General features: G+C 57.3%; 20 protein-coding genes. 8 read left to right on the forward strand and 12 right to left on the reverse strand.

Features of this window, described 5'->3' with window-relative positions:
* Positions 1 to 3 precede the first annotated feature (3 nt).
* A complete protein-coding gene (locus ADJ24_RS20525) occupies positions 4 to 471 on the reverse strand; it encodes a DUF6130 family protein (protein WP_023308778.1) in 468 nt (155 codons plus the stop codon).
* 50 nt (positions 472 to 521) lie between these two features.
* Entirely contained in the window at positions 522 to 1,751 is a 1,230-nt protein-coding gene (locus tag ADJ24_RS20530; RefSeq protein ID WP_023308777.1) for an MFS transporter, read from the reverse strand.
* A gap of 97 nt (positions 1,752 to 1,848) precedes the next feature.
* Here ADJ24_RS20530 and ADJ24_RS20535 point away from each other — a divergent pair, with 97 nt between their 5' ends.
* The gene (locus ADJ24_RS20535; protein ID WP_023308776.1) at positions 1,849 to 2,739 is read left to right on the forward strand and encodes a LysR family transcriptional regulator; all 891 of its coding nucleotides are present in this window, start codon (positions 1,849 to 1,851) and stop codon (positions 2,737 to 2,739) included.
* On the opposite strand, the gene ADJ24_RS20540 is transcribed toward ADJ24_RS20535, so the two are convergent.
* Positions 2,736 to 2,906 carry a YfgG family protein gene (locus tag ADJ24_RS20540; protein ID WP_023308775.1) on the reverse strand — a complete coding sequence of 57 codons (171 nt, stop codon included), beginning with the start codon at positions 2,904 to 2,906 and terminating at the stop codon, positions 2,736 to 2,738. The two genes, ADJ24_RS20535 and ADJ24_RS20540, sit on opposite strands and share 4 nt — an antisense overlap.
* Before the next feature lie 370 nt (positions 2,907 to 3,276).
* Between ADJ24_RS20540 and ADJ24_RS20545 the strand changes: the two genes are divergently transcribed.
* Positions 3,277 to 5,517, forward strand: a complete 2,241-nt coding sequence (locus ADJ24_RS20545) for an EAL domain-containing protein (RefSeq protein ID WP_023308774.1) — start codon at positions 3,277 to 3,279, stop codon at positions 5,515 to 5,517.
* A gap of 4 nt (positions 5,518 to 5,521) precedes the next feature.
* Here ADJ24_RS20545 and ppx read toward each other — a convergent pair whose 3' ends face one another.
* From ppx to purM, 4 genes are all read right to left on the reverse strand, one after another.
* A complete protein-coding gene (ppx, locus tag ADJ24_RS20550) occupies positions 5,522 to 7,060 on the reverse strand; it encodes an exopolyphosphatase (RefSeq protein WP_023308773.1) in 1,539 nt (512 codons plus the stop codon).
* A gap of 3 nt (positions 7,061 to 7,063) precedes the next feature.
* Positions 7,064 to 9,124, reverse strand: coding sequence for a polyphosphate kinase 1 (gene ppk1, locus ADJ24_RS20555; protein WP_023308772.1), 2,061 nt, complete (start codon positions 9,122 to 9,124; stop codon positions 7,064 to 7,066).
* A gap of 207 nt (positions 9,125 to 9,331) precedes the next feature.
* Positions 9,332 to 9,973, reverse strand: coding sequence for a phosphoribosylglycinamide formyltransferase (gene purN, locus ADJ24_RS20560; RefSeq protein WP_023308771.1), 642 nt, complete (start codon positions 9,971 to 9,973; stop codon positions 9,332 to 9,334).
* Positions 9,970 to 11,007, reverse strand: coding sequence for a phosphoribosylformylglycinamidine cyclo-ligase (purM, locus tag ADJ24_RS20565; RefSeq protein WP_008501643.1), 1,038 nt, complete (start codon positions 11,005 to 11,007; stop codon positions 9,970 to 9,972). The genes purN and purM overlap by 4 nt, the downstream gene beginning before the upstream one ends.
* A 266-nt stretch (positions 11,008 to 11,273) precedes the next feature.
* Here purM and ADJ24_RS20570 point away from each other — a divergent pair, with 266 nt between their 5' ends.
* The 4 genes from ADJ24_RS20570 (at position 11,274) to ADJ24_RS20585 (ending at position 15,660) form a co-directional block, all read left to right on the forward strand.
* Entirely contained in the window at positions 11,274 to 12,704 is a 1,431-nt protein-coding gene (locus ADJ24_RS20570; protein WP_023308770.1) for a 6-phospho-beta-glucosidase, read from the forward strand.
* A 158-nt stretch (positions 12,705 to 12,862) separates the two neighbouring features.
* On the forward strand, positions 12,863 to 13,489 hold the full coding sequence (upp, locus tag ADJ24_RS20575; RefSeq protein ID WP_023308769.1) for a uracil phosphoribosyltransferase: 627 nt from the start codon (positions 12,863 to 12,865) through the stop codon (positions 13,487 to 13,489).
* An 83-nt stretch (positions 13,490 to 13,572) separates the two neighbouring features.
* The gene (uraA, locus tag ADJ24_RS20580) at positions 13,573 to 14,862 is read left to right on the forward strand and encodes a uracil permease (RefSeq protein ID WP_023308768.1); all 1,290 of its coding nucleotides are present in this window, start codon (positions 13,573 to 13,575) and stop codon (positions 14,860 to 14,862) included.
* 96 nt (positions 14,863 to 14,958) lie between these two features.
* Positions 14,959 to 15,660, forward strand: coding sequence for a DnaA inactivator Hda (locus tag ADJ24_RS20585; RefSeq protein WP_211438414.1), 702 nt, complete (start codon positions 14,959 to 14,961; stop codon positions 15,658 to 15,660).
* Between the two features lie 45 nt (positions 15,661 to 15,705).
* On the opposite strand, the gene ADJ24_RS20590 is transcribed toward ADJ24_RS20585, so the two are convergent.
* From ADJ24_RS20590 to celB, 3 genes are read right to left on the reverse strand one after another with little or no spacing between them, the layout of a single operon-like run.
* On the reverse strand, positions 15,706 to 17,127 hold the full coding sequence (locus ADJ24_RS20590) for a leucyl aminopeptidase family protein (protein WP_023308766.1): 1,422 nt from the start codon (positions 17,125 to 17,127) through the stop codon (positions 15,706 to 15,708).
* Complete coding sequence (locus ADJ24_RS20595) at positions 17,127 to 18,083, reverse strand: N(4)-(beta-N-acetylglucosaminyl)-L-asparaginase (protein ID WP_023308765.1); 957 nt, start codon at positions 18,081 to 18,083, stop codon at positions 17,127 to 17,129. The genes ADJ24_RS20590 and ADJ24_RS20595 overlap by 1 nt, the downstream gene beginning before the upstream one ends.
* Positions 18,084 to 18,086: 3 nt before the next feature.
* A complete protein-coding gene (celB, locus tag ADJ24_RS20600) occupies positions 18,087 to 19,406 on the reverse strand; it encodes a PTS cellobiose transporter subunit IIC (protein ID WP_023308764.1) in 1,320 nt (439 codons plus the stop codon).
* Between the two features lie 145 nt (positions 19,407 to 19,551).
* Between celB and ADJ24_RS20605 the strand changes: the two genes are divergently transcribed.
* Complete coding sequence (locus ADJ24_RS20605; RefSeq protein WP_023308763.1) at positions 19,552 to 20,376, forward strand: helix-turn-helix domain-containing protein; 825 nt, start codon at positions 19,552 to 19,554, stop codon at positions 20,374 to 20,376.
* On the opposite strand, the gene arsC is transcribed toward ADJ24_RS20605, so the two are convergent.
* Positions 20,373 to 20,729: an arsenate reductase (glutaredoxin) gene (gene arsC, locus ADJ24_RS20610; protein WP_023308762.1), complete on the reverse strand. Its 357-nt coding sequence runs from the start codon at positions 20,727 to 20,729 to the stop codon at positions 20,373 to 20,375. The genes ADJ24_RS20605 and arsC overlap by 4 nt on opposite strands.
* 18 nt (positions 20,730 to 20,747) lie before the next feature.
* Positions 20,748 to 22,211 carry a beta-barrel assembly-enhancing protease gene (bepA, locus tag ADJ24_RS20615; RefSeq protein WP_023308761.1) on the reverse strand — a complete coding sequence of 488 codons (1,464 nt, stop codon included), beginning with the start codon at positions 22,209 to 22,211 and terminating at the stop codon, positions 20,748 to 20,750.
* 221 nt (positions 22,212 to 22,432) lie between these two features.
* On the opposite strand from bepA, the gene ADJ24_RS20620 reads away from it, so the two are divergent.
* Positions 22,433 to 23,497, forward strand: a complete 1,065-nt coding sequence (locus ADJ24_RS20620) for an AI-2E family transporter (RefSeq protein ID WP_023308760.1) — start codon at positions 22,433 to 22,435, stop codon at positions 23,495 to 23,497.
* Positions 23,498 to 23,520 lie beyond the last annotated feature (23 nt).

Here is a 23,520-nt window from a genome sequence, read left to right on the forward strand (position 1 = left end):
TCCTTAAAAATGGTGGACCGCCGCGTGGGGCGGGACGGTGAATTCAACGGTTTTGTGGTCGAGCGGCTTGTGCGTCGGGTCGGCCAGAATAATTGTCACCTTGTGTTTACCGGCGGGCAGCCCCACCAGGATCACCGGCTCTCCGCTGGCGTCAGCCCAGTGCCAAGGCGCGTCATCCACCACCACGTGAATGTGCCCGATGCGCGGGGTAACCTTGAGCGCTTCGGGGCCGAATACCGGCTCGATGCGCAGGTTTTCGGCACGGTACTGAATAAACACCGCGCCTTTGCTCAGCGGCCCGGCAAGCGGGGGATCGACTATCAGCTTTGCGGGCGGCTGCGGCTGCGCCAGCGGCGCAACGGCGGCGGGGCCGTTCACGTCCGCGGCGCTCAGGCTGTCCAGCGGTGTGGCCCGGGCATGGGCTACAGATGCCAGGACAAGCAGGGGGATAAGTGCATAACGACGAATCATGGGTTCTCTCCTCATCGGTTCTGAATGGCGACAGGGAAAGAAAACCATTTTTATGTATCGGAGATATTTGCCGGAGGCGGCGTTTTGTACCCGTTTGTCAGCGTGGCGCTCTGGATACAGTGCGATACAGTTTGCCTGCCTGGACGGCGCACAATCGCTATCGCCACCCCGGCAATCACCAGCGTCAGCCCCGTTGAAACCCACATTGCACCCGCGATCCCCAGGGTTTTATTCAGCCACGCATAGGCAAACGGTGAGGCTGCCGCCATTAGCTGGCCTGGGATCAGCAGCATCCCCGTGCGGCGGGCATAGCTTTCGGTGCTAAACAGCTCCAGCGGCAGGGTGGCTTTTACGATGGTGACCAGCCCGTTGATGGCGCCGTAGCCCAGCACAAACCCGGCTGCACACCACGCAAACAGGGCGCTGCTTATCCCCAGTAGAAAGCAGAGCGGCATGGCGATCGCGGTAAAAAGCGTGAGTTTGAAGGGGGTTAAGCGGGCACCCGCCAGCACTTCCAGCGAGCGGGCGCCCGTCTGGCCGATCCCCCACAGCATGCCGATGGCGACCGGCAGGCCAAAGTGGGCAATAAACTCCGGCAGATGGGTGGATGTGCCGTTAGAGACAAAGGTGATGAGGGCAATGAAGGCAGCATAAAGCCAGGCGTTATGCCGCTCGTTGTTCAGCGGCGGCGCGGTGACCTTTGTCGTCACCGTCAGCCTTTGCCGGGGAAGCGTTCGAATCAGCATCGCGCTCAGCAGGCCGAAGAGAGCATAGACGCGCAGCGCCTCCTGCCAGCTCATGACCTGAAGCAGGGCATCACCCAGCGGCCAGAAAACGGCGGAGGCCAGCCCGCCCGCCAGCGTGACGCGTGAGATCGTTCTTCGCGCCTGCTGCCCGTAGAGGTTTACCAGCCCGGCGAACAGCGCGTCGTACAGCGACAGGCGCATCCCTGTGCCGCCGATAAGCCAGGCGCAGTACCAGCCAAAAAGCGTCTGGGTATACGCCATCCCTGCGCAGCTTGCGGCGATCAGCAACGTGCCGCTCATCACCACTTTCTGACCGCCAAAGCGTGCCAGCAGGCGGGCGACAAACGGAGAAACCGCCGCCATCACCAGCATCGCCAGCGTCAGGCCGAGGTAAATTTGCGGTGATGACCATCCCCGGTCGGCTGAAATCGCCATTGCAAAGGTGCCGGGCATATAAAACGAGATCCCCCAGTTGATAAGCTGATTACATCCCGCCGTGAGGGCGAGGCGGCGTGGCAGGGCGGGTGTTTCCATTGTTTTTCATTCCGTTATGCAGTTGTCCTGAGCATAACTCGCGCGCTATTGTGCTGGCAGGGCAGCAACCTTATGCGCGGTATAAGAGAAACTTTGAATGACAACGCTTAATCTGGGCTATCTCGCCACGTTCCGTCTGGTGATCCAGCGCGGCAGCTTTTCAGCGGCAGCGGATGTGCTGGGTATTTCCCAGCCCGCCGTCAGCCTGCAAATACGCCAGCTGGAGCAATTTCTGCAAACGCGGCTGGTGGAGCGTACCGGGCGAGGGATAAAGGCGACTCCTGCCGGAGAAGCGTTGCTGGCGCATGGGGAGCGTATTCAGCAGGCGGTGGATGCCGCCATTCGGTCCGTGAGCGCATTCAGCCACGATGTGAGCGGCACCATTACGCTTGGCACGGGGGCAACGGCCTGCATCCATTTTCTGCCCCCGCTGCTGGAGAAGCTGCGCCAGGACTATCCGCTCCTGAGCGTGGGGGTGACGACGGGCAACACCCTCGACATCGTCAGGGCCATCGAAGAGAACCGGCTCGATATGGGGCTGGTGACGCTGCCGGTGAGCGGCAGAGCGCTGGACGTCATGCCGGTGATGGACGAAGAGTTTGTCTTTATCGCGTCGCGGGAGCAGCAGGATGCTTTCAGGGACTTTACCCCGGAGGCGCTGCACGCTCAGCCGCTGATTGCCTTTGAATCAGGCAGCGGTACCCGGGCGCTGATCGATGGCTGGTTTGCGGCTAATGGATTAGCGATCGCACCGGTGATGCAGCTTGGCAGCATCGAGGCGATCAAACGCATGGTTCGCGCGGGGCTGGGCTACAGTATTGTGCCGCGAATGGCGGTCGAACAGGATGCCGATCGCGAAGGGCTATGCGTGATGTCGCTTACGCCCATGCTGCTGCGGCAGCTGGCGGTGGTAATGCGACAGGATAAAATCCTCAGCAAAGGGATCGCGGCCATTATTCGGCTCGTGCAGCATCCTGCGGCAGTTTAGCGATCGGTGGTGTCGACGGTCAGGCTGGATTGCTGCGACTGGGTTTTGTCCTGATGGTGGTACCAGGCACCAATTGAAGAGTAAACGAAGCGGCCAAAGAAAAACAGGAAGCTGATGAGCAGTATGATGCGGGTCATTCGGGTATTAAATTGATGTCGTTTTCGCATACGCGTGACCTGACTCACTCTGTTTTTCCTGGATAAGCCCTTTTGGGCGACAAGGATATTAAGGCACAGGGGGAAGATGGGGTCAATTCTGAAGTGTGTAAATAACCGTCAATGTTTACATTGATTAATGTTATTGAAATTAATTAATGCATTTACCATATTGATAATATGAAGAAAATAATTTCAAAAAAATGCCGCAAAAAGTTATTTGCGTAAAGTAGTTTGATTTAAGTCAACGGCTTCCCGGCCCTGATATTTAAAATCCTTCCTCCATACTGTTCGCCCCGCACGCCGCCGGGCGGCGCGTACGTCAGGTTGGATGCCTGTCTTTATTTTCCCTCTGGAGCGAAAGGGGTTTAACCGGGCATCTATGAACATTCTGGCTTTCCTGAAAAAAAATGAAAACCGCTGGTGGGCATTACCGCTTATTTTGCCTGTGGTTTTACTTCCCGTGCTGAGCATCGCGAATACATTCACGCAGCTGGGCGACGGCATTGCGGCACTCTATTATTTCCCCCTCTCATTTTTGCTTTCGCTGATGATGTTCTTTGGCCTGGAAGCGCTGCCCGGGATCGTATTGTCGCTGTTTATCCGCTATTACCCGTCGGTCGGGATGTTTGAAACCGTCGCGGGGATCCTCCATTTTGTCGTCCCTTTAGTGCTCAGCTGGGGTGGCTACCGGGTGTTTGCGCCCAGACGGAATATGACCGCGTACGGCGACGTGCGGCTGATGGCGCAGCGCATCTTCTGGCAGGCGTTCTGCCCCGCGACGCTATTTCTGGTGCTGTTTCAGTTTGCGGTGTATTTAGGCGTGTATGAGAGCCGTCAGAGCCTTGCGGGATTAAATCCCCTCAATATTCGCACGCTCATCAACTATCAGACGCTGCTGGTCAGCGGGCTAACGGGCGTGCCGCTGAGCTATCTGCTGATCCGCCTGCTTCGACATCCGCGCTATATCAAAAGCCTTCTCTCGCAGATCCGTTCCGAGATAGACAAAAAGGTGACGGTCGTTGAGTTGCTGGTGTGGGCTATCGCGCTTGGCGTGCTGCTTTCGCTGCTGCTGATTCCGATGAATGAGAACAGCTCCATTTTCACCACCAACTACACTCTTTCCCTGCTGATGCCGGTGATGCTCTGGGGCGCGATGCGTTTTGGCTATAAGCTGATTTCGCTTATCTGGACGCCGATACTGCTGGTGTCTATTCACTATTTTTATCGCTATATCCCGGTAAATCCGGGGTATGACATTCAGCTGGCGATCACCTCTTCCAGTTACCTGGTCTTCTCCTTCGTGGTGATTTATATGTCGATGCTGGCAACACGGCAGCGCGCGGCGAACAAACGCTCCCGCAGGCTGGCGCTGCTCGACCCGGTCGTTCATATGCCTAACCTGCGGGCGCTGTCGCGCGATCTGGCGAAAAACCCGTGGTCGGCGCTCTGCCTGCTGCGCATTCCGGAGCTGGAAATTCTGGGCCGAAATTACGGCGTGTTGCTGCGGATTCAGTACAAGCAGCAGCTGGCGCAGTGGGTGAATGGCATTCTCCAGCCCAATGAGCTGGTGTATCACCTGACCGGGTATGACCTGGCGGTACGGCTCAACGCGGAATCGCACCAGCAGCGGATTGAAGCCCTGGACGAGCATATCAAGCAGTTCCGCTTTGTCTGGGACGGCATGCCGCTGCAGCCGCAGGTGGGCGTGAGCTATTGCTATGTCCGGTCCCCGGTTAACCATCTTTATCTGGTGCTGGGCGAGCTGGGCGTGGTTGCCGACCTGTCTCTCTCCTCCAACCATCCGGAAAACCTTCAGCAGCGGGGTGCCGTCCATTTGCAGCGCAACCTGAAGGATAAAGTCGCGATGATGAGCCGCCTGCAAAAGGCGCTTGATAACGACGAATTCACCCTGCTGGTTCAACCCGTTCGCGGCATGCGTGGCGATTGCTATCACGAAGTCCTGCTCCGGATGCCGGATATCAACGGGCTATTGATCTCCCCCGACCAGTTCCTGCCCGTCGCGCAGGAGTTTGGTCTCTCTTCTCGGGTAGATTTGTGGGTGCTCGAGCACACCCTGCGCTTTCTCGCCGCGCATCGCGAAAGACTGCCCGGCCAGCGCTTTGCCATTAATCTGGCCCCGTCGACCGTGTGTCGGGTGCAGTTTCCGCTTGAGGTGAGCCGCCTGCTGGCGAAATACGCCATTGAGCCGTGGCAGCTAATCTTTGAAGTGACGGAGTGCAGCACCTTTTGCAATGCGGAGCAGGCGCAACACATCCTCCGGCAGCTGCAGAAAATGGGGGTACGTATTGCGATTGATGATTTTGGCACCGGCTATGCGAGCTATGCGCGGCTGAAAAGCGTGGATGCGGATATTCTCAAGATTGACGGCAGCTTTATTCGCAATATCGTCAATAACAGTCTGGATTATCAGATTGTGGCGTCTATCTGCCATCTGGCGCGCATGAAAAAGATGCTGGTGGTGGCGGAGTATGTTGAAACCGAAGAGATACGTAGCGCGGTTCACGCGCTAGGCATCGATTATGTGCAGGGCTATCTGATTGGCAGACCGGTGCCGCTTGAGTCATTGCCGGAAGCAGAGGCGTCCTGCGCGGACGCCTGAACCGTTACGCGGCGACGTCAGCGCTCTCTTCTTCAATCTTAAGCAGCCAGCCGGTGACCGCTTCCCAGTACTGCTGCTCTTTTTCCAGGTCCAGCAGGACCAGCGCGTTCTGGCTGAACCAGTCGTGCGGGAAGCTCAGCGTCCAGTGATGGTCGTCGGTTTTAAGCTTCAGCGTGGGCGGCGTGGTGGTGGCCTGGCGCTGGTTATTGAGCAATACGCCAAGGCGCAGGAGCTGAATAAGCGGCAGGAACTGTTTTTTCTTGAACAGCGTAAAGCGCGGCAGGTCGTCGAGCTTGATGGCTTTGCGGTGATAACGCACCAGGGTGGCCATCATGGTTTGCTGCTCCTGGTTGAAGCCAGGCAGATCGCTGTTTTGCAGAATATAGGCCGAATGGCGGTGCATCCCGCTGTGGTTGATGTTCAGCCCCACCTCGTGCAGCATCGCGGCCCATTTCAACAGCGCGGCAAGCTGCGGGTGCGCCAGCTTAGGATTTTGCTCCTGCCACTGTTCATACATCTGCACCGTGGTGTCCAGCACGCGCTTCGCCTGTTCACGGTCGATGTTGTACTGGTTGGCCAGGCTTTGCGCGGTGCGGCTGCGAATATCCTGATGGCGGAAGCGGCCTTCCATCTCATACAGCACGCCTTCACGCAGCGCGCCGTCCGACAGACGCAGCTCTTTTATGGCGAGGGCATCAAACACGCCGCAGAGAATAGCCAGCCCCGGCACGAATACCGCTTTACGCTCGTCGGAAAGACCCGGCAGGCTTAAGGCGTCAAAACTTTTATGCTTCAGCACTTCTTCGGTCAGCAACGTCAGGCGTTCGGGCGTGATAAACCCGTCTTTTTCACCCATCGCCAGCAGCACTTCATGCGCCGCCTTGATGGTGCCCGACGCGCCCAGCGCCACGTTCCAGCCCTGAATACGGTACTGCCAGGCCAGGTTTTCCAGCTTCTGGACAGCCGCCATACGCGCGCGCTGGAAGTTCTCGCGGGTGATGGTGCCGCCCGGGAAATACATCTGCGCGAAGCTGACGCAGCCCATACGGCGGCTTTCCACCAGGCGCGGCTCAAAATCTTCGCCGATCACCAGCTCCGTTGAGCCACCGCCGATATCGATAACCAGCTTGCGGCCTTTTTCCGGCTGGGTGTGCTCAACGCCCATGAAAATCAGACGCGCTTCCTCGTTGCCGGAGATGATCTCAATCGGGTAGGGGATCACTTTTTCTGCCCGCTTAAGGAACTCCGGGGCGTTCAGGGCCTGGCGCAGGGTATGAGTGCCCACGATGCACACGCTGGAGGGCGAGAAGCCCTGCAGGCGTTCAGCAAACAGCGACAGGCAGTTTAACCCGCGCTCCATCGCCTCTTCGCTGAGCATGCTGCGTTCATCAAGACCATCCGCCAGGTGTACGCGCTGCTTCAGACGACCGATGATCTGCAGCGCGCCATCCACCTCACGGGCGATGACCATGTGGAAACTGTTAGAGCCAAGGTCGACCGCGGCGAATTCCTGCGGGCGTGGGGTCTTATCATTTATCGGCATAGGTTAATCGGGTTGCTCGAGTGATTTGATATAATCGTAAATCGCCAGTTGCGACCGCACTTTGCGGCGGTTGCCGCGCGGCACATAGCGGTTACTGAGTTCTTTGTCGATATAGCGTGCTTTCACGGTATCGCTGAACAGAATCTCGATGATGTCGAGGATCTGCTGCTTCAGACGCGGATCCAGCAGCGGTGCCGCGACTTCAATACGGTAGTCAATATTGCGCGTCATCCAGTCTGCCGAAGAGAGATAGACCTGTTTATCACCCGCATTATCAAAAATATAGATCCGATCGTGTTCCAGGTAACGGTCAACAATGCTGATCACACGAATATTGTCGCTGATGCCTTCCAGTTCCGGGATCAGCGAGCACATGCCGCGGATCAGCAGGTTAACCGGCACGCCTGAGCTGGACGCCGCGTACAGCCTGTCCACCAGCCCTTTGTCGACCAGGTTGTTAAGCTTCAGCGTGATGCCGGACGACAGCCCTTTTTGGGCATTGGCGATCTCTTTATCGATCATATCGTACAGCAGGCGGCGCGAGTTCTGCGGCGAGACCAGCAGATAGTCAAAGCTCACCGGACGGTACGGGTTTTCGATAAAGTTAAAGACCCGGCGCACTTCGTTAGTAATGCGGGCGTCGGCGGTTAAGAGCGAGTAGTCGGTATAAATTCGCGCCGTTTTCTCGTTAAAGTTCCCGGTACCGATGTGGGCATAACGCACCACATCGTCACCCTCTTTACGGGAAATCAGGAACAGCTTGGCGTGAATTTTCAGCCCCGGCGCGGAGAAGATCACGTGCACACCGGCTTCCGTCAGACGTCGCGCCCAGTGAATGTTGGCCTCTTCGTCGAAGCGCGCCTGCAGCTCAACCACCACGGTTACTTTTTTGGCGTTGTGCGCCGCGTGGATCATCGCGTCGATGATGCGGGAATCTTTTGCCACGCGGTAGATGTTGATTTTGATCGCCAGCACGCTCGGATCGAACGAGGCCTGACGCAGCAGTTCGAGCACGTGCTCAAACGTGTGATACGGATAGTAAAGCAGCACGTCGCGTTCGCGAATGGCGTCGAATCCGTTGCGGAATTTATCGAACCACAGATGGCGCAGGCGCGGCAGCGGCTTGTTCACCAGATTGGCTTTGCCGACGTTCGGGAAGCCAATAAAGTCTTTAAAGTTGTGGTAACGACCGCCCGGCACGATGGAGTCATAGCGCGAAATGGTCAGTTTATCGTGCAGCATCTCCACCATGGCGTCCGGCATATCGCGCTGATAGACAAAGCGCACCGGCTCGGCCGTCAGGCGCTGTTTCAGGCTGGAGGACATCAGCTCCATCAGGCTGGCTTCCATCTCGTGCACCAGGTCATATTCGGCGTCACGGGTCATCTTCATCGAATAGGCGTTTAACGCATCGTAATCGAAGAAGCCTTTGAAGATGTCGTCCAGGCAGTAGCGCAGGATGTTGTCCAGCAGGATCATCGGCTTGCGTCTGCGCGGGGTTTCCGGCGGCAGGTTCACAAAACGGGGCACCTTGTCGGACGGGATCTCCAGCAGCGCGTAACGGATAGACTCACCGCGAATAATTTCCACCGCCAGGTAGGTGTAATCATCTTTCAGGAACTGAACCAGATCGGTTTCGCGGTTGATGAGAATCGGGGTAATGTGCTGGCGCAGGTAGTGTTTGAAGTAGTGGCGCAGCCAGTTTTGTTGGTTAACGGAAAGCTGGCGTTCGTTAATCAGGAAGATTTGATTGCGCGCCATCTCCAGCAGCAGTTCGTTATACAGGCCGTCAAATTCCTGATCGGCTTTCAGCACGCGGGACTGGATTTTGCCCAGCAGATGCCGCGAGTGCGAGTTTAAGCCCTGTTCTTCGCTGATGATGATGCGTCTTTTCAGCTCGGCAAAGCGAACCTTGTAGAACTCATCCAGGTTGTTGGAATAAATGCCCAAAAAACGCATGCGCTCGATAAGCGGGTTACTTTTGTCTGCCGCTTCCTGGAGTACACGTTCGTTGAATGCTAACCAGCTTAGCTCTTTCTCGATATATAACTTTTCCTGACCCATTACAGCTCACACTCCAGTTCAATCACAGGACGTGGTAAATCCGTCTCGTCCTTATTATGGCGAGCAATTCCACGATATGTCCAACAGTGCCAGAAAAGTATGACAGTTATTTTTTTTGTTGGGGATTTTAGAAGGTTGGAGAAGGGGATATCGGATAATGCAATGTACAGGTCGGGTAAGCGCAGCAGCGCCACCCGACATAACAAACTACTCTTCGGCCGCATAACCCTGCGGGGGTAACTTCACGCCGTCCAGCCAGGCTGCACCGTCGCGCATCTCGAGACGCCCGTCGACAAACCAGCTGACCACCAGCGGGTAAATGGCGTGTTCCTGGGTCTGCACGCGTTCGGTCACGTCTTCTTCGCTGTCGCCGTCAAAGACCGGAACTTTCGCCTGCAGGATCACCGGACCGCCGTCCAGCTCGTCGGTAACGAAATGCACGGAGGTACCGTGCTCCTCATCGCCGTTTTCCAGAACCTGACGATGGGTATGCAGGCCGGGATATTTTGGCAGCAGGGAAGGGTGGATATTCAGCAGACGACCGGCGAAGTGTTCGACGAAGGCCGGGCTCAGAATACGCATATAGCCCGCCAGCACGACCACGTCCGGCGCGTAGGCATCAATCTCATGCACCAGCTCGCGGTCAAAGGCTTCACGCCCGGCGAACTGGCTGGCTTCCAGCGCGTGCGCGGGAATGTTCGCTTCCCGCGCGCGCTCAAGGCCGAACGCGTCGGCCTTGTTGCTGAAAACTGCCCGAATGGTGCCATTGATTTTCTTCTGTTTGCAGGCGTCTATGATGGCCTGCAAATTGCTTCCGTTGCCGGAAATGAGCACCACGATGTTTTTCATTCAATGACCACACGCTGTTCGGAATCGGAAGCTTTAATCGTACCGATTTTCCACGCGTTTTCACCTTTTTCAGTCAGCAGCTTAACCGCTTTATCCGCTTCGCTTGCCGGCAGGGCGATAACCATGCCCACGCCGCAGTTAAAGGTGCGGTACATTTCGTGAGAGCTCACGTTGCCCGCGGTCTGCAGCCAGTTAAACACGGCTGGCCACTGCCATGACGATTCGTCGATCACCGCCTGGGTGTTGTCCGGCAGGACGCGCGGGATGTTTTCCCAGAAGCCGCCGCCGGTCAGGTGAGCGATAGCGTGAACGTCGACGTTCTCGATAAGCTCAAGCACGTTTTTCACGTAGATGCGGGTCGGCGCCAGCAGATGGTCAGCCAGCGGTTTGCCGTCAAGCTCGGTCGTCAGCGGGTCACAGCCGCTCACTTCGAGGATTTTACGCACCAGGGAGTAGCCGTTGGAGTGCGGGCCGCTGGAGGCCAGCGCGATCAGCACATCGCCATCGGCCACTTTGCTGCCGTCGATAATTTCTGATTTTTCTACTACGCCGACGCAGAAGCCCGCGACGTCATAATCTTCGCCGTGATACATGCCCGGCATTTCCGCGGTTTCACCACCGACAAGCGCACAGCCGGACTGCAGACAGCCTTCGGCGATACCGTTAATCACGCTGGCAGCGGTATCCACGTCCAGTTTGCCGGTCGCGTAGTAATCGAGGAAGAACAACGGCTCTGCGCCCTGTACCACCAGGTCATTCACGCACATCGCGACCAAATCGATACCGATCGTGTCGTGACGTTTTAAATCCATCGCCAGGCGCAGTTTGGTGCCTACACCGTCAGTACCCGAGACCAGAACAGGTTCACGATATTTTTGCGGCAGCGCGCACAGTGCGCCGAATCCACCCAGACCACCCATCACTTCCGGGCGGCGGGTTTTTTTCACCACACCTTTGATTCGGTCAACCAGCGCATTACCTGCGTCAATATCAACACCGGCATCTTTGTAGCTGAGAGAAGTTTTGTTGGTCACGGCTTAAATCCCCACGCGATTGCATAGCTAGTAAGAAAAATCGGCGCAATTCTAACAGTCCAGGCAAACGTTTGCGAGCCTATTCTGGACGTGGGGATCTTTTTTTCTGTGTGCCTTATGAATGCAGCCAAACTTGACTCTGTTCACGAAAATGAAACCGGTTTCTGAGAACTGCTTGCAACAGCTATGCCCTTTGCACATCATCGAACTGAAACCGGTTTCTGTAATTGTTTTTGCAGAAAATAACGCAGAATGAGGGAAAGCGAATGTCAGGATTTAAAGCAGATTTTCTGTGGGGCGGGGCCGTTGCGGCGCACCAGCTGGAAGGCGGCTGGAAAGAGGGCGGCAAGGGCGTGAGCGTTGCCGATGTCATGACCGCGGGGGCGCACGGCGTGCCGCGTGAAATCACCAACGGCGTGCTGGAGGGGAAAAATTATCCTAACCATGAAGCCATCGATTTCTACCACCGCTATAAAGAAGACATCAGACTCTTTGCCGAGATGGGGTTCAAATGCTTCCGCACCTCTATTGCCTGGACGCGGATCTTCCCGAAAGGCGACGAGCTTGAGCCTAACGAGGCTGGCCTGAAATTCTATGACGATCTGTTCGACGAATGCCTGAAGTACGGCATCGAACCGGTTATCACTCTTTCTCACTTCGAGATGCCTTTCCATCTGGTCACCGAATACGGTGGCTGGCGCAACCGTAAGCTGATCGACTTCTTCGTTCGTTTTGCAAAAGTGGTGTTCCAGCGCTACCAGCATAAGGTGAAGTACTGGATGACCTTCAACGAGATCAACAACCAGGCTAACTTCCACGAAGACTTTGCGCCGTTTACGAACTCCGGGCTGAAGTACGCGCCGGGTGAAGACCGTGAACCGGTGATGTTCCAGGCGGCGCACTATGAGCTGGTGGCCAGCGCCCTGGCGGTGAAGGCGGGGCGCGAGATTAACCCGTCGCTGCAGATTGGCTGCATGATTGCCATGTGTCCTATCTACCCGCTGACCTGTGCGCCGGACGATATGATGATGGCGATGAACGCCATGCACCGCCGCTACTGGTTTACCGACGTGCACGTGCGCGGCAGGTACCCGCAGCACCTGCTCAACTACTTCGAACGTCGCGGCTTCGCGCTGGATATAACCGAAGAAGATAAAGCCGCGCTGACGCAGGGCTGCGTCGATTACATCGGCTTCAGCTACTACATGTCCTTCGCCACCAAGGCGACGGCGGATAACCCGCAGCTGGATTACGACGAAAGCAAGAGCCTGGTCTCTAACCCGTACGTCCAGAAATCCGACTGGGGCTGGCAGATTGACCCGGTCGGGCTGCGCTACTCCCTGAACTGGTTCTGGGATCACTACCAGCTGCCGCTGTTTATCGTTGAGAACGGCTTTGGCGCGATCGACGTGCAGGAGAGCGACGGCACGGTGAACGACCAGTACCGTATTGATTATCTGGCCGCCCACATCCGCGAGATGAAAAAAGCGGTGGTGGAAGATGGCGTGGATCTGATGGGCTACACCCCTTGGGGCTGTATCGACCTGGTGTCTGCCGGCACGGGCGAAATGAAAAAACGCTACGGCTTTATCTTTGTGGATAAAGACAATGAAGGCAACGGCACGCTGAACCGCAGTAAAAAGAAATCGTTCGACTGGTATAAGCAGGTGATTGCCAGCAACGGAGAGCAGCTCTAAGCGCCACCCGGCAGAACCCCGCAAAAAAGCCGGAGCCCAGTCTCCGGCTTTTTTGTCTTTGCTTGATCCCTGTCAAGCAACATGGGTATGGCCTAATCTGAAAAAAGCGGTATAATCCCGCGATTTTTTTGCGGACGCCACCTCAGAGGAGAAAGAGAATGAAGATTGTGGAAGTGAAACACCCACTCGTTAAACACAAGTTGGGCCTGATGCGTGAGCATGACATCAGCACGAAGCGTTTTCGCGAACTGGCATCTGAAGTCGGCAGCCTGCTGACCTACGAAGCGACCTCTGATCTGGAAACAGAAAAAGTCACCATCGAAGGCTGGAACGGCCCGGTGCAGGTTGAGCAGATCAAAGGTAAGAAAATTACCGTGGTGCCAATCCTGCGTGCCGGTCTCGGCATGATGGAAGGCGTGCTGGAGCACGTGCCAAGCGCGCGTATCAGCGTGGTGGGTATCTACCGTAACGAAGAAACCCTTGAGCCTGTTCCTTACTTCCAGAAGCTGGTGTCTAACATCGACGAGCGTATGGCGCTGGTGGTTGACCCAATGCTCGCGACCGGTGGCTCTATGATCGCCACCATCGACCTGCTGAAAAACGCGGGCTGTAACAGCATTAAGGTGCTGGTATTGGTTGCTGCTCCGGAAGGGATCGCGGCGCTGGAAAAAGCGCACCCGGACGTTGAGCTGTATACCGCCTCTATCGACCAGGGGCTGAACGAGCACGGGTACATCATCCCGGGGCTCGGCGATGCCGGCGATAAGATCTTTGGTACGAAATAATCGAATAACGATAAATAAGCCGACTTTGATAGTCGGCTTTTTTTTGAATAAAACACCAACAATACTACACAGAGGAAAACACTATGACGCGCCGTGCTATCGGGGTGAGTGAAAGACCGCCGCTTTTACAGACTATCCCGCTTAGTTTGCAGCACCTGTTCGCCATGTTTGGCGCAACCGTGCTGGTGCCAATCCTGTTCCACATTAACCCAGCCACCGTGCTGCTGTTTAACGGCATTGGTACGCTGCTGTACCTCTTTATCTGTAAAGGCAAAATCCCGGCGTATCTCGGGTCGAGCTTCGCCTTTATCTCGCCGGTGTTACTGCTGCTGCCGCTGGGTTATGAAGTCGCGCTGGGCGGCTTTATCATGTGTGGCGTCCTGTTCTGCGTGGTGTCCTTCATTGTGAAGAAAGCCGGTACCGGCTGGCTGGACGTGATGTTCCCCCCTGCGGCGATGGGCGCAATCGTTGCCGTCATCGGTCTTGAGCTGGCGGGCGTCGCGGCGAATATGGCCGGTCTGCTGCCTGCTGACGGCCAGTCACCGGATTCCAAAACCATTATCATCTCGCTGGTAACGCTGGGCGTAACGGTGTTTGGCTCCGTGCTGTTCCGCGGCTTCATGGCGATTATCCCGATCCTGATCGGCGTGCTGGCGGGCTATGCGCTCTCCTTCGCGATGGGCGTGGTGGACACCACCCCGATCGCTCAGGCCCACTGGTTCGCGCTGCCAACCTTCTATACGCCACGCTTTGAATGGTTTGCTATTTTCACCATTCTGCCTGCGGCGCTGGTGGTGATTGCGGAGCACGTCGGCCACCTGGTGGTGACGGCGAACATCGTTAAGCGCGATTTAATCCGCGACCCGGGTCTGCACCGCTCCATGTTTGCGAACGGTTTCTCCACCATCATCTCCGGTTTCTTCGGCTCGACGCCAAACACCACCTACGGCGAGAACATCGGCGTGATGGCGATTACCCGCGTCTACAGTACCTGGGTTATCGGCGGCGCGGCGATCATCGCCATTCTGCTCTCCTGCGTCGGTAAACTGGCGGCAGCGATTCAGATCATTCCGGTACCGGTAATGGGCGGCGTTTCTCTGCTGCTGTACGGCGTGATCGGCGCCTCCGGTATTCGCGTGCTGATTGAATCCAAAGTGGATTACAGCAAGGCGCAAAACCTGATCCTGACCTCCGTTATCCTGATCATCGGCGTGAGCGGTGCGAAGGTGCACATTGGTGCGGCCGAGCTGAAGGGCATGGCGCTGGCGACCATCGTCGGCGTGGGCCTGAGCCTGATCTTCAAGCTGATCTCGGTCATCCGCCCGGAAGAGGAAATTCTGGACGCGGACGACAGCGAAAAAGCGTCACATTGATCGTATTACCGGGCGAGGGATCGCCCGGTTCTCTCCTTGCAGGTTCCGTGTTAAACTCCATTCCGATTTTACGTAGGATCTCTGGTTGAGGTATTTCTGAACGGACCGGCACAGCTCTCTCTGCCACTCTATCTCCCTGACGACGAAACTTTCGCGAGTTTCTGGCCGGGTGATAACCCCTCTTTACTGGCTGCACTGCAAAACGTGCTGCGCCAGGATCACAGCGGATACATCTATATCTGGTCACGCGAAGGCGCGGGGCGCAGCCACCTGCTGCATGCCGCCTGCGCGGAACTTTCGGCGCGCGGAGATGCGGTAGGCTACGTGCCGCTGGATAAACGCACCTGGTTCGTACCTGAGGTGCTGGAGGGAATGGAACATCTCTCGCTGGTCTGCATCGATAATATCGAATGCGTGGCGGGGGACGAGCCGTGGGAAATGGCGATCTTTAACCTCTATAACCGCATTCTGGAGTCGGGCAAAACCCGGCTGCTGATCACCGGCGATCGTCCGCCGAGACAGCTCAATCTGGGGCTGCCGGACCTGGCGTCTCGTCTGGACTGGGGGCAAATCTACAAGCTTCAGCCGCTGTCGGATGAAGATAAGCTTCAGGCGTTACAGCTGCGCGCAAAGCAGCGCGGGTTTGAGCTGCCGGAGGACGTGGGGCGCTTCCTGCTCAAGCGGCTGGATCGCGAAATGCGCACGCTGTTTGACACGCTCGATCAGCTCGATCGCGCCTCCATTACCGCCCAGCGCAAGCTGACCATTCCGTTTGTGAAAGATATTCTCAAGCTTTGAGTTTGTTCGCCCGGTGGCGGCTACGCCTTACCGGGCCTACGAAAATTAGACATCCCCCAGCAAGTGCTCAACCAAAAGCGGAATTGGTCTTCCCGACGCCACGCTCCTGCCGCTCTCTCGCCACAGCGCCGTACCGCTAATGTCCAGATGCGCCCACGGGATCGTCGGCGGGCAAAAGTGGTGCAGCAGCCACGCTGCCGAGGCGCTGATCGCCGCATTGTTGGTCGGCGTGTTGCACAGATCGGCGATGGCGCTGTCGGTCTGTTTTTTCAGCCGCGCATCCAGCGGCAGGGACCACACTTCATCGCCGCTCTGCTTACCCGCCAGCGTCAGCGTCGCGCGCAGCGGTTCATCCTGCGTCATTAATCCGCTCAATTCATACCCCAGCGCCTTCACGACCGCGCCGGTTAAGGTCGCCATATCAATAATATAGCGCGCCTGCGGATGGCGCTGGCTGGCCCAGGCGATGGCGTCCGCCAGCACCAGTCGGCCTTCGGCATCGGTGTTGTTGATTTCAACCGTGATGCCGTTGCAGGCCGTCGCCACCGTGCCGGGCTGCATGGCGTCGGGGCCGATGGCGTTTTCTGCCAGCGCCAGCACGCCCATGATGCGCACGGGTAACCCCAGCTCTGCCACGGTCAGCATCAGGCCCAGCACGTTAGCCGCACCGCACATGTCGTATTTCATGGTGTACATGCCCGCGCCTTCCTTCAGCCACAGGCCACCGGTATCGAAGGTAATGCCTTTTCCCACATAGCAGCGCACCGGGCCGTCGTTGACGCCGTCATAATGAATAGCCAGCAGGCGCGGCGGACAGGTCGCCCCTTTGCCAACGGCCTGCAGCAGCCCCAGACCCTGCTCAGCAATAGCCTTTTCGTTCAGCACTTCGCAGCGCAGGGCGGGGAAGGCGGCACAGTGCCTTTGCGCCTCTTCCACCACAAACTGCGGCGTGCATCGGTCGGACGGGATATCCGCCAGACGTCGCGCCGCGACCATGCCGTGGGCGATGGCCTGCTGCTGGCGGAAAACACCCTCCAGTTTTGCCTGCTGTTCCGGCAGGCAGAGGGCGGTGATGTTCGCAAGTCGCACCGCCGATTCATCCGTTTTCTTCAGCTTCAGGTCGCTCAGCCTGTGCGCCTGATTAAAGAGAAAGCGCAGCACCTGCGCCAGCACCACATCGTCGATAGCAGTAACGTCCAGTATCAGCTCGGGGCTGACGGGCGAGGCCAGCAGCGGGCGCAGCGCCGTCAGCAATCCTTCGGTCAGGCTATCCTGCCAGAGGGCATCCGGCAGTAGGGTGATCCGGGCAAACGGGGCGCAGCCAAAGCGGGTGTCAGCGATGCTGGCAGACTCGCGCATTTCCGCGACAAGCGCCGTTTCGGGCAAATGCGTACAGGAGGCGGACGCAATCAAATGGCTTTGCGGAGCAGCGTCAGAAAGCGCGTTGATAAACTGATACGTAATCATCATGATTCCTCAATCGGCGCGCGGATCCGCGCGGCATAGGCCTGCATCCACTCATCGTCTACGGCGTAATAATGCGTTTTCTCCCGCAGGCGTTCGGTACGAAAAACGGTGAGGGGCTGGCGAGCCGTCGCCACCACAAACGAGAACGTTTTGATGTTGGTGGCGGCCCCGAACTCGCCTCTCTTGTTCATGCACACCACGGAAAGATCGCCCGCGCGGCCAAAGCGCGACATCAGCTTGTCTTCCAGCTCGAACACCACTGAATCCGCCGCCTGCTGCGGCGTCATACCCTGCGCCATTCGGCGGACAATTTCGTAGCTGGTGCAGCCTTTCATCAGATCTTCACCGACGCCCGTGGCGGTGGCGGCGCCGGTTTCACTGTCGCAGTAAAATCCGGAACCAATAATGGGCGAATCCCCGAGTCGACCACGTTTCTTCATGAACAGGCCGCTGGTGGAGGTGGCGACGCTCATTGACCCTTGTTTATCGAGTCCGATAATGCCGACGGTGTCATGCCCGTCGTAAGGACTTAAGCCCTTATCCAGCGTCTCGCGGCAGCGCTTGCGGTAGTGCTGCATGGCGCGGTCAGTGAGCATGGTTTTGTCGGCGAAGCCCTGACTCAGCGCCCATTCCCGCGCGCCCTGGCCGACCAGCAGGCTGTTGTAGCGCTGGCGGCTTAACGCATGCGCCACGCGCACCGGGTTGGCTATATTCACCAGGTTGCCCACGGCGCCAAACGCCAGCGTATCGCCGTCCATGTAGGCGGCGTCCAGCTCCACTTCGCCATTTTCGGTGGGCAGTCCGCCGTAGCCGACGGATTTGTAAAACGGAAAGTCCTCGACGGCGGCAACGGCATCAACAACTGCCGCAGAGACCGGTTTTCCCGCAGCCAGCGCTGACGCAGACTCCGCAACGCCTTCAAGCGCCATTCTCCAGGTCGCGATAATTCCCCACATGCTTTACTCCTGTTTTGCAAGGGTGGTGTCGGTTTGCGTAACGGTGGCCATTTCCGCCGCGCGGTACTGTTTGTCCACGATACGCATAAAAGGCAGGTACAGCATGGCGCCAATCAGCAGGTTGATAAGCTGCATGACGCTGCCGCTCAGGTGTCCGGTAACGATAAAGCCGCTGATGACCGGCGGCAGCGTCCAGGGAATAAACACCCCGGTGGTGACGGCAACCGCGCCAATCTTCATCGCCGCATACTGCACGGTGACCAGCACCAGCGGCACCAGGTTGAACGGGATGAGCATGATCGGGTTCATGATCACCGGCAGGCCAAACAGGATCGGTTCGTTGATGTTAAACACCGATGCCCCGGCGCCGAGGCGCGCCACTTCACGCATGTTTTTGCTGCGGGCGAAAATCAGCATCGCAATCACCAGCGACAGCGTGGCCCCCGCGCCGCCCATCCAGATCATGTCAAAAAACTGTTCAGTAATAATGTGCGGCGGCGTCGCGCCTGCCTGAATCGCGGCGATGTTGTCGGTCTGGTTCTCCATCCACAGTGGGCGAATGATGCCGTTGATCATCGAGCCGGAGTTAATACCCACTGACCACAGAATGGTGATGCTGAACACCGTCATCAGCGCGCCAAAGTAAGAGGTGCCGTAGTGGCGCACCGGCGTGGCAACCACTTCGTAAATAAACTGGTGGATGGTGTTGTAGTGGGTGTTTTCAAACACGATGCGGATACCCAGTACCAGAATCATCACCAGCAGGGCCGGGATCAGCGCGGCGAACGACTCCTGCACCGCCGGAGGCACGCCGTCCGGCATTTTGATCACCAGTTTTTTGCGCTTGAGCCAGCAGAACAGTTCCGTCCACAGCAGGGAACCGATCATCGCCACGAACAGCCCTTTGCTGCCAATCCACTCCACCGGAATGACGGTGATACTGCCGTTTTCCGCCACTTTGATAAAGGGTGTCAGGATGAGAAAGGCGACCAGCGCCAGGATGCCGCAGGAGATGCGATCCTCGCCATAGTGCTCCGCCAGACGGAACGCCACCAGGAAGCTGATGAACAGCGACATGGTGGAGAACACCGCGTTGAACGGGATTTCAATAATGGCGCTCCAGCTCTCACCAAAGGCCTGAGACATAAACTGCTGATAGGCTTGATTGGGGAACGACGAAATTACCAGCAGAATAGAGCCGACGATGATAAACGGCATGAATGACACGTAGGCGCCGCGAATTGCCCCGAGATGGCGCTGCTGGGCCGTTTTGGCCGCCAGCGGCATCAGTTTTGCTTCAAGAAATCCCAGAACATTGTTCATGTGAACTCCGTACAAGATTGAGGGGTGTTGTTTGTGTTATGTCTGGGGATTATCAGTGAAGCGCGGCGTGCGAAAGGTGAAATCGGTCACAAAGCAATCGCTGTTGTATTATAAATCTCATAAGATTAGTTTTGAGGATCCTGCGATGGAAATTAAACTGCATGCTAATGCCACCACGACGCCGCGCATCCGTCGCTATCTTCAGCAGTCAGATAAAAGCGACAGAGAGCTTGCTACCGAGCTGGGTATTTCGGTCACTACCGTCAGGCGCTGGCGCAACCGCGAGCAGGTTTCGGATAACCATACGACGCCAAAAGTGATACACAAAGCATTGAGACAGGAGCAGGTTGCGCTGGTCAATGCCCTACGGGATATCACTGGCGCCCCGCTGGACGAACTGCTGCAGATGGTCAATAGCGGACTCGGGATCGCCGTGTCCCGCGCGACCCTGAATCGCTATCTCAAACCGGCTTCGGTAAAGCAGAAGGGCGCGACGTTGCAGGGGAAAAAGGCGCTGAAGGCAGGCATCGTGCCGCAAAAACTCCTGTTACATCATCAGCCTCTGTCGCTGCATATGGACGATGGCGGGGAACAGCATCTGCTGTGGGCGCGTGAACCCGTGAGCGGCTGGTGCTACGCCCGGCTGTACGCGGGCATTTCTCCGCAGCTGCTGGCCCACTGGGCGAACGACGCGCTGGCAGCCTGTCCGGCTGATATTCAATCTGTTGAGACTTTAGGTTTTGAGGTGAAGCTTGAGGAGCGTAATACCACCGTGACAGCGCATCCGCAGCAGTACCGAGCCGTTCAGGTTGATCTACCGCTATGTGAAATCATCCCGCGTCTGAGCAGTGAACCGGCAGGCGAGCTGTTGATCCAGCTGTGCGAATTTTACAACCGCGGAAAAGCGCAGAAAAAGCTGGGAGAGAGTACGCCGCAGGCCTTTCTGGAAGCGCTGCGGCATAAGAACTAGAGGATCTCGAGCACGTCTTCCGGCGGGCGTCCAATGCGCGCCTGGCCGTTCGCCACCACAATCGGGCGCTCAATCAGCTTTGGATTTTCAACCATCGCCTGGATCAGCTCAGCCTCGGTGAGGCGGCTGTCATCCAGGTTAAGCGACTTGTACAGATCTTCTTTCTGGCGCATCAGCTCTCTTGCACTGCCCATTCCCAGCATGTGCAGCAGCTGGCGGAGGGTTTGCGCGTCAGGTGGGGTGTCGAGGTACAGCACCACTTCCGGCTCAACGCCGTTAGACTTCAGCAGGCTAAGGGTATCGCGGCTCTTGGAGCAGCGAGGGTTGTGATAAATTTTTACGGCGTCTGTCATGACGTGAATTCTCCTTTATTACATCTTCTCGTACGGCTTAAAGCGCTGCTGCAGGCCGCGCAGCTGATCGATACGCGCGTCGTAACGGGCCTGCTGGAGGCTGCCGAGCTTGACCTGCGAGCTGGCGCTGCTGAGCGCGGAAATTGCCTGATCGAGGCGGCCCACCAGGGCAAAACCTTCGGCACGCGCCGCCAGCTCCTGATCGCGGTTGCCGAGCTGGGCTTGCGCCTGAGCGAGCAAATCCCAGCCGTTTTGATCGTCTTTATTGTTAAAGGTATAGCGGTTCAGAATGGTCGCCGCTTCGCCAGGCTGACCGCCCTGTAAGTAAGCGTTCGCCAGGTTAAGCTGCAGCACCGGGTTGGTACGGACGTCTTTCGCCCCCTTCAGACGGTTAATCGCATCGGCCGTTTTCTTCTGGCCCAGATCGATATCCGTCGACAGATCGAGGTACCACGGGTTGTTCGGGTCGGCAGCCAGAAGCGGTTGCAGCGCTTTGCGCGCCTCGTCGTATTTGCTGGCTTCCATCGCCTGGAGCGCCTGACCATACTGCGCGGCGTTTTTCTCACGCACGTTGCCTTTCGCCAGGGTATCCAGCAGGTCGCTGGTGAGCTGGTTACGCCCGGAATTGTACATCCCAAGCGTTCTCACTTTCGCCATGTAGAAATCCTGCGAAGACTGAACCACCACCGGACGCATCTGGTTGGCACGGTTACGGGCGTCCGACAGGCGGCTTTCCGGCAGCGGGTGGGTCAACAGAATTTCCGGCGGACGGGAAGAGTAACGCGCCTGATCGAGCAGTTTTTCGAGGAAGCTCGGCATGGCCTGCGGGTCAAAGCCCGAGCGCTGCAGCACCTGAATCCCGATGCGGTCCGCTTCCTGTTCGTTTTGCTGGGTAAAGCTGATCATCCCCTGGCGCGTTCCCGCCAGCGTACCGGTCAGCGCCGCCATCCCGGCCTGCGGGCTGGCCATCGCCAGCAGAATAGAGCCCAGCGCGCCCACCCAGGTGAGGGGGGCGTTACGTTTCTGGTCTTCCATGGCGCGCGCCAGGTGGCGCTGGGTGACGTGCGAAATTTCGTGCGCCATTACCGAGGCCAGCTGGCTTTCATTGTCGGAATAACGAAATAACGCCGAGTGCAGCACCACGTTACCGCCAAAGAAGGCGAAGGCGTTGATTTCGTCATTATTGATTAAATAGAAGTGGAAGGGGGTTTTTACCGAGTCAGCGTGCGAAACCAGGCGCATCCCCAGCCCGTTAATGTACTGTACCAGCAAAGGGTCGTTAATCAGCGGGGCGCTGCCGCGCAGCTGGCGAACATAGTAATCCCCCATTTGCATCTCTTGCCCAATAGAGAGCGTGCTTCCTGCTGTGGTGCCCATGTCCGGCAATGAATCGGACGAGTCAGCAAAAGCGGGCAACACCTGACCGACCGTCACCGCGGCAATCAGTGTTGCAACCAGTGTTTTTCTCAACTGCCTGAACATAACCACTGTCCTGTATGTTGGATGTGCTAATTTGACCGATGAACCGGCATAACGTTCATCTCTGCTGCTCTGCGAGTGTAGCCGTGTTACAGCATGAAGAAAATCCCATTCATCAGGCTTTTGCGGATTGCGATCGGGATACAAAAAGCGAAAGTCTTTTTTGTGACAGTTAGATACAATTCACCGTCTCACTCCCGCCATTCGATTCAGGGAAGGGTTGTATGCTCGAAATGTTAATGCAGTGGTACCGGCGTCGGTTCAGCGACCCGGAAGCCATTGCTTTGTTGGTTATTCTGGTTGCCGGGTTCGGTATTCTGTTCTTCTTCAGCGGCCTGCTCGCTCCCCTGCTGGTGGCGATTGTGCTGGCGTACCTGCTGGAGTGGCCAACGGTGCGCCTGGAACATATCGGCTGTTCCCGGCGCTGGGCGACCAGCATCGTGCTGGTGCTGTTTGTCGGCATCCTGCTGTTGATGGCCTTTGTGGTGATGCCGGTTGCCTGGCAGCAGGGAATTAACCTGATCCGCGACATGCCCGGTATGCTGAACAAGCTGTCTGATTTTGCCGCCACGCTGCCGCGCCGTTACCCGGCCCTGATGGATGCCGGGATTATCGACGCGATGGCCGAAAATATGCGCGCCCGCATCATGACGATGGGCGATTCGGTGGTGAAGTACTCTCTGGCCTCGCTGGTCGGGCTGCTGACGCTGGCGGTTTACCTTGTGCTCGTGCCGCTGATGGTCTTCTTCCTGGTGAAAGATAAAGATCAGATGCTCAACGCCGTGCGCCGTATTCTGCCGCGCAACCGCGGGCTGGCAGGGCAGGTCTGGGAAGAGATGAACCAGCAGATCACCAACTACATTCGCGGCAAGGTGCTGGAGATGATTGTCGTGGGGGTAGCCACCTGGATTGGCTTCCTTATTTTCGGGCTGAACTACTCGCTGCTGCTGGCGGTGCTGGTGGGGCTGTCGGTCCTGATTCCGTACATCGGCGCGTTTGTGGTGACCATTCCGGTTGTTGGGGTCGCGCTGTTCCAGTTTGGGCTGGGCACAGAGTTCTGGAGCTGCTTTGCGGTGTACCTGATTATTCAGGGCCTGGACGGTAACCTGCTGGTGCCGGTGCTGTTCTCCGAAGCGGTGAACCTGCATCCGCTGGTGATTATCTTATCCGTGGTGATTTTCGGCGGGCTGTGGGGATTCTGGGGCGTGTTCTTTGCGATTCCGCTGGCGACGCTGATTAAAGCCGTGGTCCACGCGTGGCCGGATGTGCCGGCGGTGGAAGAGAAGTAGTTTTTGTGCGGCCCGATGCTCTC

Source organism: Enterobacter sp. 940_PEND, from assembly GCF_001059415.1.
Lineage (GTDB): Bacteria > Pseudomonadota > Gammaproteobacteria > Enterobacterales > Enterobacteriaceae > Enterobacter > Enterobacter cloacae_M.

What these genes read in the sequence shown, in the direction of transcription:
- ADJ24_RS20525 (WP_023308778.1), bottom strand. Translation starts at nt 471, where the DNA reads ATGATTCGTCGTTATGCACTTATCCCCCTGCTTGTCCTGGCATCTGTA.
- ADJ24_RS20530 (WP_023308777.1), bottom strand. Translation starts at nt 1,751, where the DNA reads ATGGAAACACCCGCCCTGCCACGCCGCCTCGCCCTCACGGCGGGATGT.
- ADJ24_RS20535 (WP_023308776.1), top strand. Translation starts at nt 1,849, where the DNA reads ATGACAACGCTTAATCTGGGCTATCTCGCCACGTTCCGTCTGGTGATC.
- ADJ24_RS20540 (WP_023308775.1), bottom strand. Translation starts at nt 2,906, where the DNA reads ATGCGAAAACGACATCAATTTAATACCCGAATGACCCGCATCATACTG.
- ADJ24_RS20545 (WP_023308774.1), top strand. Translation starts at nt 3,277, where the DNA reads ATGAACATTCTGGCTTTCCTGAAAAAAAATGAAAACCGCTGGTGGGCA.
- ppx (WP_023308773.1), bottom strand. Translation starts at nt 7,060, where the DNA reads ATGCCGATAAATGATAAGACCCCACGCCCGCAGGAATTCGCCGCGGTC.
- ppk1 (WP_023308772.1), bottom strand. Translation starts at nt 9,124, where the DNA reads ATGGGTCAGGAAAAGTTATATATCGAGAAAGAGCTAAGCTGGTTAGCA.
- purN (WP_023308771.1), bottom strand. Translation starts at nt 9,973, where the DNA reads ATGAAAAACATCGTGGTGCTCATTTCCGGCAACGGAAGCAATTTGCAG.
- ADJ24_RS20570 (WP_023308770.1), top strand. Translation starts at nt 11,274, where the DNA reads ATGTCAGGATTTAAAGCAGATTTTCTGTGGGGCGGGGCCGTTGCGGCG.
- upp (WP_023308769.1), top strand. Translation starts at nt 12,863, where the DNA reads ATGAAGATTGTGGAAGTGAAACACCCACTCGTTAAACACAAGTTGGGC.
- uraA (WP_023308768.1), top strand. Translation starts at nt 13,573, where the DNA reads ATGACGCGCCGTGCTATCGGGGTGAGTGAAAGACCGCCGCTTTTACAG.
- ADJ24_RS20590 (WP_023308766.1), bottom strand. Translation starts at nt 17,127, where the DNA reads ATGATTACGTATCAGTTTATCAACGCGCTTTCTGACGCTGCTCCGCAA.
- ADJ24_RS20595 (WP_023308765.1), bottom strand. Translation starts at nt 18,083, where the DNA reads ATGTGGGGAATTATCGCGACCTGGAGAATGGCGCTTGAAGGCGTTGCG.
- celB (WP_023308764.1), bottom strand. Translation starts at nt 19,406, where the DNA reads ATGAACAATGTTCTGGGATTTCTTGAAGCAAAACTGATGCCGCTGGCG.
- ADJ24_RS20605 (WP_023308763.1), top strand. Translation starts at nt 19,552, where the DNA reads ATGGAAATTAAACTGCATGCTAATGCCACCACGACGCCGCGCATCCGT.
- arsC (WP_023308762.1), bottom strand. Translation starts at nt 20,729, where the DNA reads ATGACAGACGCCGTAAAAATTTATCACAACCCTCGCTGCTCCAAGAGC.
- bepA (WP_023308761.1), bottom strand. Translation starts at nt 22,211, where the DNA reads ATGTTCAGGCAGTTGAGAAAAACACTGGTTGCAACACTGATTGCCGCG.
- ADJ24_RS20620 (WP_023308760.1), top strand. Translation starts at nt 22,433, where the DNA reads ATGCTCGAAATGTTAATGCAGTGGTACCGGCGTCGGTTCAGCGACCCG.